Source organism: Nocardia acidivorans NBRC 108247 (assembly GCF_001625085.1).
Lineage (GTDB): Bacteria > Actinomycetota > Actinomycetes > Mycobacteriales > Mycobacteriaceae > Nocardia > Nocardia acidivorans.
In genome coordinates, this window is sequence record NZ_BDAW01000087.1 from 32,046 (window position 1) to 42,354 (window position 10,309).

Here is a 10,309-nt window from a genome sequence, read left to right on the forward strand (position 1 = left end):
CTCATGACATCTTCTCGGACGCGCACCGCCACCTTCGCGACCACCGCCGCCGCCGGCTTCGGCGCGATCCTGCTCGCCACGGCCCCGAACGCCGCGGCCCTGGGAGACGGCTACGTATCCCTCCAGGGCTCGAACCCCCAGGTCGGTTGCGGTTACACCCTCACCAGCGGCGATATGGTCGGCGGCGGGAGCAGCTCGTCCAACGGCATCAAGGTCACCTTCTTCGACGACGGGGCCACCATCGGCACCGGCACGGTCGGCGGGCTGATCGGCAAGGCCGCGCAGACCTCGTGGACCCCGAAAACCGCCGGCCAGCACACCCTCACCGCCTCCTGGACCTTCGGCCAAGGCGATATCCACCCGCTGACCCCGCTCACCGTCCAGGTCCGCGCCTCCACCTCCACCGGCAGCTTCGGCTGCCCGCTCCCCAGCATCTCCGGCTAACCGCCGTCGATCCGGCTGCGCCCGACGCTGTTTCGAGCCCAGAGAACGGCTACGGCCCGAGCTGAGCTCGGGCCGTAGCTGTTTCGAACCAATGATCAGAAGGATCCGGTGCTGGGCTTGGTGCCCGGATCGGTCGGCGGATCGGCGACGGTGACGACCTTGGTGGTCGTGGAGCCCGCTACACCGCTGCGGCCGGAGAAGGTCGCGCCGATGGTGTACGAACCCGCGGCGCCCGGGGTCCAGACGATCGAGGCTTTGCCATTGGCGGCCACGGGGATATCGCCGAGGACATTGTCACCCGCCTTGAACTGGATGGTGCCGCCCGCGGCCGCCGGTGCGACGGTCGCCTCGAGGGTGACGGCTTTACCGGTCCGAGCGCCGGACACATCGGTGAGCACCGTGGTCGAGACCGCGTCGCTGGAGACCGTGATGGCCGGACCCTTGTTCTGATAGGTGCCGTCGCCGAGCGAGCCGCCGTAGTGCATGGAGGTCGGCAGCGGGGTGTCGCGGGCGCAGTTCACGCCCACCTTGTACTGCACCTCGAAGGTCTGCGACTTGGGCTGGATATTCGGGTACACCGGATATTTGGTGATGCCGAATTCGGCGCGCACCCAATCCGAGGACGAAGTGTCCAGCTGAACCTGGTCGCCGCCCATCTTCGCCGAACCCGCGACCGGGGTGAGGCAGGCCGGGTGCAGATCCTTCACCGAGTAGATGTACTCCACCGGAATGCCGGTGCGCTCGAACATCGTCGTGACGGTAATGGTGTCGCCGACAACCGGATTAGTGTTCGACACCGTCCGGGCGTACTTGCTGTTCCCGTCGGTCCAGGTGATCGTGCCCGGCGCCGCCGCGGCCATCCCGGGCATCACCGCGACCACGAACCCGCCCGCGACCGCGAAGGCGGCCATCGACCCCGCCACCCGCTGCGTTCTTCTATCCACCATCGTTGCTCCCACGTACATCGGGTAACCCCTCGATATCGTCATCGAGGCGCTGAAACCCGAGTTGGCGCGATTAGATCACGGCCGCACCGGCCGCGGATCGGATTCCGAAATGATGGTGTGTCAGATTCCTGGTCCGGTTCTCAGTCCAGGCAGAACTCATTACCTTCGACGTCCTGCATGACGAGGCAGGATTCGTTCTCCTCGTCCGCGGGCAACAGGTAGAGGCGGGTCGCACCGAGGGGGAGCAATCGGGCGCATTCGGCTTCGAGGGCGGCCAGGCGCTCCGCGCCCACCAGACCGGTGCCGACCCGCACATCGAGGTGCACCCGGTTCTTGACGATCTTGCCTTCGGGGACGCGCTGGAAGTACAGGCGCGGACCCGCACCCGTGGGATCCATACAGGCGAAGGAGGCGCCCCGGCGATCGGGCGGCAGCGAGCGATCGTAGGCGGCCCAGTCGGCGAAGCCCTCGGGGGGCGGTGGCACGACATAGCCCAGCACCTCGCACCAGAAACGAGCGACGCGTTCGGGTTCGGCGCAGTCGAAGGTGACCTGAATCTTCTTGACCGACGGCATCGATCCACCATAGGGGCCGGTTCGCTCGGCCGAAACCATATTTCGGCGGGGGCGGCGAGGCAGCGCATATCCGGCAAACGCAGAATGGGTCCGTGCGGAATGTCCGATTCGGCGGGCCGGGTGGCTTCATCCGGGAGGTACGGCTGGCGAATACCGCCGTGGCCGACGAGTATCCGTTCGCGCTGCCCGTGGTGCGATGGCTCGGGGGTTCGGGCGGGCTGGCGCTGCCGCCCGGGGTCACCTTTCTGGTGGGCGAGAACGGTGCCGGCAAATCGACGCTGCTCGAGGCGATCGCGGTCGCCGCCGGCTTCAATCCCGAAGGCGGAAGCCGCAATTTCCGCTTCGCCACCCGCGCCAGCGAATCCTCGCTCGGCGATCATCTGGTGCTGCGGTGGGGCGTGACCAAACCGCGCACCGGGTTCTTCCTGCGCGCGGAGTCCTACTACAACGTCGCCTCCGAGATCGAGCGTCTCGACAGTACGCCCGACGGCGGTCCGCCGCTGCTAACGGCGTACGGCGGTGTCTCGGCGCATGAACGCTCGCATGGCGAATCCTTTCTCGACCTGGTGACCCATCGGTTCGGGCCGAACGGGCTCTATCTGCTCGACGAACCCGAAGCCGCGCTGTCCGTGCGTGGATGCATGGCCGTCCTCGCCCGCCTCGCCGAACTCGCCGATCGCGGCTGCCAGATCCTCGTCGCCACCCACTCCCCGATCCTGCTCGCCCTGCCCGGCGCCACCATCTGCGAAATCGCCGACGACGGTCACCTCGGCCGGGTCGACTTCGATGACGCCCTCCCGGTGCGGTTGACCCGCGGCTTCCTCTCGAACCCCGACAGATTCCTACGCCACCTGTTCACCGAGGACTAGTCGAGGCCCATCCACCACGCTTCGAGCTCATCGTCCTCGGAGTACTCCGGCGGCGGCCGATACCCTGTCGGCAGCTCCACCGTCGTGGCGGCGGTCCGCAACGCGATCGCGCGAATCTCCGCCATGGCGAAATCTCCCACGGCTCCTCGATGTGGAACTCCGGCAGCGGGATTCGAGGACCGAGCGCATGCCACACGGCGATCACCTCGACCTCGCCCTCGGCTTCGGCGGCAAGCGCCACCTCGCGAACGACGTCGGCCAGCGGGACTCGCCGCAATGGCTCGGCACCGCTGCCCCCGATCATCCCGTGGTCGGAGCGAAACGCTCACCACCGATGCGCCGGGGCGGGCGTTGACGGTCGGCGAGATCGTGCTGATTGCCGCGGTGTTCACCGAGGTGATTCGGGCAGCCCTGCGCTCGCGCCGGTGAATCAGCGAATCTTGTTCTCCTGCTGCGCTTTACGTTTGGCACGCGCCATCCGCAGCAGATAGGCCGGGGTCGGCGGAACCCAGCCGAGCTGTTGCGCCTGCCCGAGATCATCCCGATCGGCCCAGTGCTCGATCACCTTGCCGTCCGCGATCCGCACCCAATGCGACTGCGTGACAGCGAAAGTCCGGCCGGTCGGCGGGAAGACCTGATCCACCTGCCCGTCCTCGTCGTACACCACGAACGGTCCGACATGGCGGCCGGACATGGTGGTGCGCAGCGCCACCAGATCATCGTTCACGATCGCGGCCTCGATGGTGTGGCGCAGTTCCGCGTACGCCGCGCGCAACCAGAGCGCCGTGGCGAAATACGCGGCCGGGCCGCGATCCCGGGCCGCGGGCGGCTCGGACTTGGCCTCCCGATTGATCGCATCGGGGTGGATGATCGCGTCGAAATCGGCGCGCTCACCCTCGGCCATGAGATGCACCGAACGAATGGCCAGTGCACGGGCGGTCTCGGCCGCGGTCGGAGCTGTGCTGTCCATGAAAGACCTCGCAATCGGGGGACGAACCAACGTGTCTCCACTATGTATCGACCGCGAGCAGGTTCGCGTTCACCGCCGCATCCCGATTGTGTGGACGAACGTAACCGAGCTTTGCTGAAAAGTAGCCAACCTTGCTCAGCGTAACGTCACAGCACGCGCCAGGTCATCACCGTCCACAGGCTGAGTGAACGCGAACAGTGGTTGTTGCGTTGCCGCACAAGGCAATTCGGAAAAACGCCTCAGCGCCGGATAAATAGCCCGTCCCTCGAATTCCGCGGAGTTAACCAATCTCTTCGAGACCGACTGAACGGCGTAGGTACGCTGCCGTAATGGCTTGGGAGCGGCCGTCGGATCGCATCTGCGAATTGTTGCGCCGTGGTGCGGAGGCGGTGCTGGGCGCGCCTCGCGGGTGGTTCGACTATGTGGACGCGGCGGTGCTGGCGGCCCCGAGTATGGCCGCGGTCGCTGATGATCCGGTGTTGCGGGAGGGTATCCCGCGAACGAATCGGGCGAACATGCCGCACTGGGCGGCGGCAAACGTCCGGGATCCCGGGGTATCGCGGCAGCGTTCAGTTCACCGGAGCCACCTGCCCGTCGCCGCCGGGGTGCGGCAGGGTGGCGGCGAGCCCGGCCAGCAGCAGGTCCAAGCCGCGTTCCAGCTCAGCCGCACCGTCATAGGAAGCCAGCACCGGCGCCAGCGCACGCAGCTGCGGGAACTCCCCGATCGGCAGCCGGTGCAGCCCGAGGCGGAGCACGTCGTCGGTCTCGTCGGGTCGCTCGATCAGTTCCTGCAACTCGTTGAGGACATGCCCGTAGAGGAATCCGAACAACGCGCGGTAGATGTGCAGCGCATCAGCGCCGGAGAAGCCCGCGCGGGTCAGCAACGCGAGGATGTCCTCGACAGGTCGCACCACGGCCTGCGGCCGCTGACCGAGCGGGGTCGCCAACGGCCGTGTCACCAACAACGGCACCACTCGCGGATGGGTCAGCGATAGTTCCCGGAAGGCTCGGGCGACCGCGCGCAGCTGACCGGACCAGTCCGGATCCGTGGGATCGACCTTCAGTTCGGCGAATACGATCTCGGCGATGCCATCAAGTACAGCGGCCTTGTTCGGCACGTGCCGGTATATCACCATCGGATCCCGGCCCACCGCCTCGGCCAAGCGGCGCATGGACAATCGGTCGACACCGTCACGATCGACGATCGACAGCGCAGCCGCCAGCACACCCGCACGGGTCACCTGGCCGCTGCCCGCGCCGTCGGCGGTCCGCACGGCCCCCGACGTCGTGGAATCCGGCTTGTCGGAAGGCAATTCGGCCATCATGGCGGCTCCCTCGGATCGGGACGAAGAATCAGTGCGCCACTAGTGTAGACCTACAACGTTGACATGGTGCTCTGTGCGGTGTCTACTGGGAAGTACCAACAGATCCGAGGATTCCCATGATCATTACCTTCGGTCTTGTTCTCCTGGCCGCCCTCGTGATCATCGCGGTCACGGGCGTGTCGTCGATTTCCGTGCAGGTCAAAGACCTGCGGCGATCCCTCGGGCGATTCTTCGCCCGCGTCACCGGACGAACACCGCCGTCCGCGCATATACCCGGACGCCTCGATCATTCGGTCGGCGAAACCGAACAGGGAACTCGCAAGGAGGGCGAAGCCTTCGAATACTGACCCGCACTATCTACCGGTACTCGCCGGGACAGGAGCGTCATCATCACATCGTCACCGGTTCACCAGCCGACGTACCGCGGCCCTCCTGAGCCGCCGCGACTGAACTTGAATCCACAGATCCTGCATTCCGATTACATCGACGGCGCCTGGTGGCCCCGAACGGCCGATCTCACCGTCGAACTTCCAGATCTCCTGGCCGCCTTGCGGATTCGAGTCGGCGCGGTGAATCGGATCGTTTATGACCAGCACACCTGGTCCTCGCCGCCATGGCAGACGATCGTGGCGGGCCGGGAGATTCGGCTCGAACCGTACCCATTCCGTTTGCCCAACACGCTGTATGTCATCGGCGCCGACGCCACGGTGATCGTGTTGCGCGTGATCGCGTCATCCACCGATGAGGCCACCGCGAACACCGAACTGACGGCCGCCACCGGGCCGGCGGTCTAGATCATGCCTGGCATGCCGGGGCGACGACGCCCGATCACCAACCATCACGCGATGGGCGAGAACTCCGGTTCTACCACCGACACTCGTCAGCCCTTCCGGTCTCCGACCCGCACACCGCGTCTGATGCTCCGAGCGCCGGGCACCCGCGGGGGAACCGTCGACGGCGCGTGGTGGCCGTGGACCACCAACCTCACCACCGAACTGCACGACCTGATCAGCGCCGTCACCCCGCGCCTGGGCCCCACGGTGCGTGTCGGCTTCGAATGGAACGCCACCAGCCTCGCCCAGCGACGCATCGACGGCGGTGACGACGACATCGGCATACACGGCCCTGCCGGCGACCAGCCACCCGATGTCATGCGCCTCTACGGAACTCACGACACCGCACTCGCCCTACGCGTCATCCCCCCGGACGCCACACCCCGGGAAGCCGACGAGCAAATGCGGCTGGCAGCAGGAAGACCCGCTTCCCCCGACGCAAGCGACCCTCCATAAGCAGTGGATCCCGGTGGTGGAACTCGGGGCGATCGTCCTACGTGATCGAGCGTCAGTCGCCCGACACCGACGGGTAGTCGAAGGCCGCGACGGCCGCCGGAAACCCCGCCTACATCAGACCCGGGTTCATGATCTTCGAAGGGCGGCTTGTGATCTCACGTGTCGGACTACCGTTGAGGGTGCGAACGCGGTCAAGTATCGACCCGTCGTGATCTCTACGGCGTTGTGGCGCCACCGAGAGGACAGTCTGCAACCGCGGCACCGAGGCGGCACGGCATGGTCAGGAGGCTCTCGTGACCCGAATCGTTCATCCCCAATGGGATTCGCGCGCGGGTTCCGTCTCCAGAATCGGAGCGCAGGCGGTTCGCGGGCGGTGGCGGTCGTGAACGCCTTCGACGCGGTGGGTTCGGAGCGGTTTCTGGCGGCATTGACCGCGGTGCCGCGCGATATCGGCGGTCCGCCGCGGCTCTGTGCGGCGTGTCTAAGGGTGTTGAAGGTGCAGCGTGTCGCGATCGCGATCACGGTCGACTTCGCCGAGACCGGATGGGAGGTGCTGTGCGCCAGCGATCCTATCGCCGACCGGTTCGAGGCATTGCAGGCCACCGCGGGCCAGGGTCCGGGTTTCGACGCCGCCGCGCGAGGGGAACCGGTGAATGTCGAGAGCCTGGCGTTGATTCATCACCGATGGCCACTGCTGGGCGCGGCGATGGACCCCGCCGAATCCGGTGCGGTGTATTCGATCCCGTTACAGGCGGGCGCGGCGCGGTTGGGGGTACTGGATCTGTTCTGCGACGCGCCTGGCCCCCTGGACGGCGCGCAGTGGGCGGCCGCGACCTCGGTCGCCACGATGGTGACGATGATCCTGCTGTCGGACCAGCGCGCCGAATCCGACCGGGCCGAGATGGTGTTGGGGCAGTGGTGGAATTCCGCGCCGCGCACCCGCGAAATCCATCAGGCCAGTGGGATGGTCGCCGCGCAACTCGGCGTCCCCGTGCGCGATGCCTACGCGCGCCTACAGGGCCATGCCTTCGCCCACGGACACACCCTGGCCGAGGTCGCCTCCGACGTGGTCGCACGTCGATTGCGGTTGTCCCCCGACCCAGACGGGCCCTGAACACACAGACGACAACAGGAGGATGAGGTCATGAAGGAGCGAGAAGGCCCATTGATGCGGGCGTTCGTGGAGCTCGTGGACACACTCGTCGACGACTACGATCTGATCGAGCTGGCGCAGCGTCTCGTAGACGACTGCGCACGATTGCTGGCCGTCGATGCCGCGGGGATTCTGCTGGCCGCCCCCGGCGGCGGGTTGCAGGTGCTGGCCTCCACCACCGAGCAGGCGCGATTGTTGGAGCTGTTCCAGGTACAGGCCGAGGCCGGTCCGTGCCTGCTCGCCTACCGCAGTGGCGCCGCGGTGCTGGTCGAAGATCTCACCGTCGACCGACAACGCTGGCCCGCGTTCGCGCAGCGCGCCCTCGACGACGGATTCCTCGCCGTGTGTGCACTGCCGATGCGCTTGCGCGATGAGCGGATCGGCGCACTGAATCTGTTCACCAGAACCGCCGCGGCGCTGTCGGGTCAAGACCTACGCGTGGGACAGGCGCTGGCCGATGTCGCCACCATCGGTATCCTGCACCAGCGCGCGGTGACCCGCTCCGACGTCGTCCACAGGCAATTACAGGGAGCATTGAACTCGCGCATCATCATCGAACAAGCCAAGGGCATGCTCGCCGAACGAGGCGGCCTCGACATGGACCAGGCCTTCGCGCGGCTACGCGGCCACGCCCGCAGCCACAACGTGCGCCTGACCGATCTGGCCCGCACCCTCGTCGAAGGCACCACCGAAACCGCGGCGTTGCTGAACACCGCGCCCTGATCCCGAAGATCCGTACAGAATGCCTTTCGAGCGGCGGGAGCGCAGCGATACCCGCGCGGCCGGGGACTGCTGCACCACGGAACCCCCAACCTCGTCCCCCATACGGCTGAACGCTCGGCACTCGGGGCCGGCCGCGGCGAGGACGTAACAGCCAGTATTTTCGAGGGCACCGGTCTGCGTTGGCCAGCGCGCCGGCGGCGGACGGGAAATCCAGCGGTCGGATGTCAACTCGCCGGACTGGGCGCTACACCGCATAGCCCCGTGCACTGAGGGAACGAGCACCGAGATCCCTGGGCGTTGGACCCTGGGCATTCGAGCACGACGGCTGCCGGTCAGTAGAATCGCCCGCGGCCGCCGACAGTGTGTCGGCGACCTATTCCGTGAACGGTCATGTCGCACAATGAAGATGCCGTTGCCCGTGGTCCCTCGTCAGCGTATTTTCTCTGGGATCGTATCGAGTGCGTGCAGCACCTGCACGGCGAGTTCGGTCGCGGCATTGTCGTCGAGTTCGGAGTATTTCCGCACGACGTCTCGCACACGAATCACTCGATGCTCGTAGGGCGTATTCATTGCCGTCGTCTTGTTCATCGTCATTGTGATGCTTCCTATCGGTAGTAGGTCTCCGCGTGGGCGGCCGGACGGGTACAGGCGCATCCTCGATCCAGTCCGCGCGCCACCGTGGCAGAGCAGTACCTGACTGCCGTCGGGTCGTGGGATTCCCAAGTATGCGGGCATGTCGCACAGAGGAATTCGATGTGCGCGGCGGTCGGCGGGGGCGCGTCCAGAACGATCCTCATGATGCTTCGTGTCCGATCTCGAGGTGGCTTTCGGTCACCAGGTTGGAGAATCCGCTGTAGTCATCAACTGTATACCTACACTGTTGACACGCGCTGTGCCGAGGCCATCACTGCCGTTCCTCTACAGCCTCGCGGTCGGTGGCATCGGGCTCGCCGGGCTGCGCGCTCAGGCGATCCGAACGGCCGCATCGATGCGGCTGACCTGCTCGACATCCGGAAGCGGCTCTGCGCTACAGCGCCCGTCTACAGCGTAGAATTACATTGTGGTTGGTCTTGTTCACCCGCACCACAAGTACCGGCCGCAACACGATCGAGACAGGAGCGCCCACCATGACACCGATCGAAACCGTCTCGAGCCGAACAATGCCGTCGGCCCGCAACCCACGGCTCGAGCTCGACGCGGTCGGCACAGCAGGCGCTGACATTTGGCGGCCGCGCAGCCGTGACCTCGCCGAAGAGCTTCCGGCCCTGCTCACGACGCTTGCGCGACTCGGCCCGATCCTGCGGGTGATCTACAACCTTGACGAATGGGCCGCAGCCCCCCGGAAGCTCGACTTCGATGGGCATCGGGTACGGCTGGACGGCTATCGGCAGCTGCCCGCGCACACCCTCGAAGTCCTCGGAGTCCGCGTCGGCACCCAGCTGACCCTGCAGATCATCCCACCGCTCACCGACACCGAAATGACTACCGCACAGCAGCGTTGGGACTCCGAGGGCGGCGCCGGCGCCGACACCTGACCGCCGTTGGCACCTCCGTGCACGGAAGGACCCCGGCACCACCTGCCACCGGGGCTCCGAGGGGTATCGATGCTAACGGAACGCAGTCCAATGCGTGGTGTAACCGGGTGGTCGCCGCTTGATCGGCAATGGGGGCAGACGGGAGTTCTGCCGGGGATGGATTTTCCTATTCACCGGCGGGTGTGAGCCCGCGCGAGCGGGCCAGGACACCGTCACGGTGCCTACGCCGGTCGTCACCGATGGCAGGATGCCACATTGAACCGTCACGGGTAAGGGACCGGCTTCGGTTTCAGACCGGCACCGGTCGGCGTGGCGATTGTTGAGAGTAGTACGCGGCTTCGTATTCGGCGGGGGTCAGGTAGTCATCATCAACGCGCAGGCTAAACGCCCGCGCAGGTGTCGGCAAGAAGCGCACGGCTGTAACGGCAGAACGCGCACACAACTTGCGGCAGAACGCGCATTAATGTTGCGGCAGAAGG

16 protein-coding genes are annotated in these 10,309 nt (G+C 66.3%); 9 read left to right on the forward strand and 7 right to left on the reverse strand.

Annotated features, from left to right (window positions below):
- Window positions 1–3 precede the first annotated feature (3 nt).
- Complete coding sequence (locus tag NA10_RS30480; RefSeq protein WP_067574118.1) at window positions 4–444, forward strand: hypothetical protein; 441 nt, start codon at window positions 4–6, stop codon at window positions 442–444.
- Window positions 445–539: 95 nt separating this feature from the next.
- Here NA10_RS30480 and NA10_RS30485 read toward each other — a convergent pair whose 3' ends face one another.
- On the reverse strand, window positions 540–1,391 hold the full coding sequence (locus NA10_RS30485) for an Ig-like domain-containing protein (protein WP_084515478.1): 852 nt from the start codon (window positions 1,389–1,391) through the stop codon (window positions 540–542).
- A 140-nt stretch (window positions 1,392–1,531) separates the two neighbouring features.
- Entirely contained in the window at window positions 1,532–1,966 is a 435-nt protein-coding gene (locus tag NA10_RS30490; protein WP_067574145.1) for a VOC family protein, read from the reverse strand.
- Window positions 1,967–2,058: 92 nt separating this feature from the next.
- Between NA10_RS30490 and NA10_RS30495 the strand changes: the two genes are divergently transcribed.
- On the forward strand, window positions 2,059–2,835 hold the full coding sequence (locus NA10_RS30495; RefSeq protein ID WP_084515480.1) for an AAA family ATPase: 777 nt from the start codon (window positions 2,059–2,061) through the stop codon (window positions 2,833–2,835).
- On the opposite strand, the gene NA10_RS37240 is transcribed toward NA10_RS30495, so the two are convergent.
- On the reverse strand, window positions 2,832–2,975 hold the full coding sequence (locus NA10_RS37240; protein ID WP_157556846.1) for a hypothetical protein: 144 nt from the start codon (window positions 2,973–2,975) through the stop codon (window positions 2,832–2,834). The genes NA10_RS30495 and NA10_RS37240 overlap by 4 nt on opposite strands.
- A gap of 47 nt (window positions 2,976–3,022) precedes the next feature.
- On the opposite strand from NA10_RS37240, the gene NA10_RS30500 reads away from it, so the two are divergent.
- Window positions 3,023–3,190 (forward strand): hypothetical protein, encoded by a 168-nt coding sequence (locus NA10_RS30500; RefSeq protein WP_157556847.1) that lies wholly within the window; start codon window positions 3,023–3,025, stop codon window positions 3,188–3,190.
- 75 nt (window positions 3,191–3,265) lie between these two features.
- Here NA10_RS30500 and NA10_RS30505 read toward each other — a convergent pair whose 3' ends face one another.
- Window positions 3,266–3,805, reverse strand: a complete 540-nt coding sequence (locus NA10_RS30505; protein WP_067574124.1) for an ester cyclase — start codon at window positions 3,803–3,805, stop codon at window positions 3,266–3,268.
- A gap of 569 nt (window positions 3,806–4,374) precedes the next feature.
- Window positions 4,375–5,127, reverse strand: coding sequence for a TetR/AcrR family transcriptional regulator (locus tag NA10_RS30510; protein WP_084515489.1), 753 nt, complete (start codon window positions 5,125–5,127; stop codon window positions 4,375–4,377).
- 119 nt (window positions 5,128–5,246) lie between these two features.
- Between NA10_RS30510 and NA10_RS30515 the strand changes: the two genes are divergently transcribed.
- The 5 genes from NA10_RS30515 (at window position 5,247) to NA10_RS30535 (ending at window position 8,295) form a co-directional block, all read left to right on the forward strand.
- Complete coding sequence (locus NA10_RS30515) at window positions 5,247–5,477, forward strand: hypothetical protein (RefSeq protein WP_067574126.1); 231 nt, start codon at window positions 5,247–5,249, stop codon at window positions 5,475–5,477.
- A 105-nt stretch (window positions 5,478–5,582) separates the two neighbouring features.
- Complete coding sequence (locus tag NA10_RS30520) at window positions 5,583–5,924, forward strand: DUF5994 family protein (protein WP_067574128.1); 342 nt, start codon at window positions 5,583–5,585, stop codon at window positions 5,922–5,924.
- Between the two features lie 123 nt (window positions 5,925–6,047).
- Window positions 6,048–6,419: a DUF5994 family protein gene (locus NA10_RS30525; protein WP_157556848.1), complete on the forward strand. Its 372-nt coding sequence runs from the start codon at window positions 6,048–6,050 to the stop codon at window positions 6,417–6,419.
- Window positions 6,420–6,801: 382 nt separating this feature from the next.
- The gene (locus tag NA10_RS30530) at window positions 6,802–7,533 is read left to right on the forward strand and encodes a GAF and ANTAR domain-containing protein (RefSeq protein WP_157556849.1); all 732 of its coding nucleotides are present in this window, start codon (window positions 6,802–6,804) and stop codon (window positions 7,531–7,533) included.
- Between the two features lie 30 nt (window positions 7,534–7,563).
- Window positions 7,564–8,295, forward strand: a complete 732-nt coding sequence (locus tag NA10_RS30535) for a GAF and ANTAR domain-containing protein (protein WP_067574133.1) — start codon at window positions 7,564–7,566, stop codon at window positions 8,293–8,295.
- 429 nt (window positions 8,296–8,724) lie between these two features.
- On the opposite strand, the gene NA10_RS37245 is transcribed toward NA10_RS30535, so the two are convergent.
- Together NA10_RS37245 and NA10_RS39660 are read right to left on the reverse strand one after the other, a co-directional pair.
- The gene (locus tag NA10_RS37245; protein WP_245678040.1) at window positions 8,725–8,883 is read right to left on the reverse strand and encodes a DUF6307 family protein; all 159 of its coding nucleotides are present in this window, start codon (window positions 8,881–8,883) and stop codon (window positions 8,725–8,727) included.
- A gap of 17 nt (window positions 8,884–8,900) precedes the next feature.
- Window positions 8,901–9,092: an RGCVC family protein gene (locus NA10_RS39660; RefSeq protein WP_084515481.1), complete on the reverse strand. Its 192-nt coding sequence runs from the start codon at window positions 9,090–9,092 to the stop codon at window positions 8,901–8,903.
- Between the two features lie 330 nt (window positions 9,093–9,422).
- Here NA10_RS39660 and NA10_RS30540 point away from each other — a divergent pair, with 330 nt between their 5' ends.
- Window positions 9,423–9,830 (forward strand): DUF5994 family protein, encoded by a 408-nt coding sequence (locus tag NA10_RS30540; RefSeq protein WP_084515485.1) that lies wholly within the window; start codon window positions 9,423–9,425, stop codon window positions 9,828–9,830.
- Window positions 9,831–10,309: the final 479 nt, after the last annotated feature.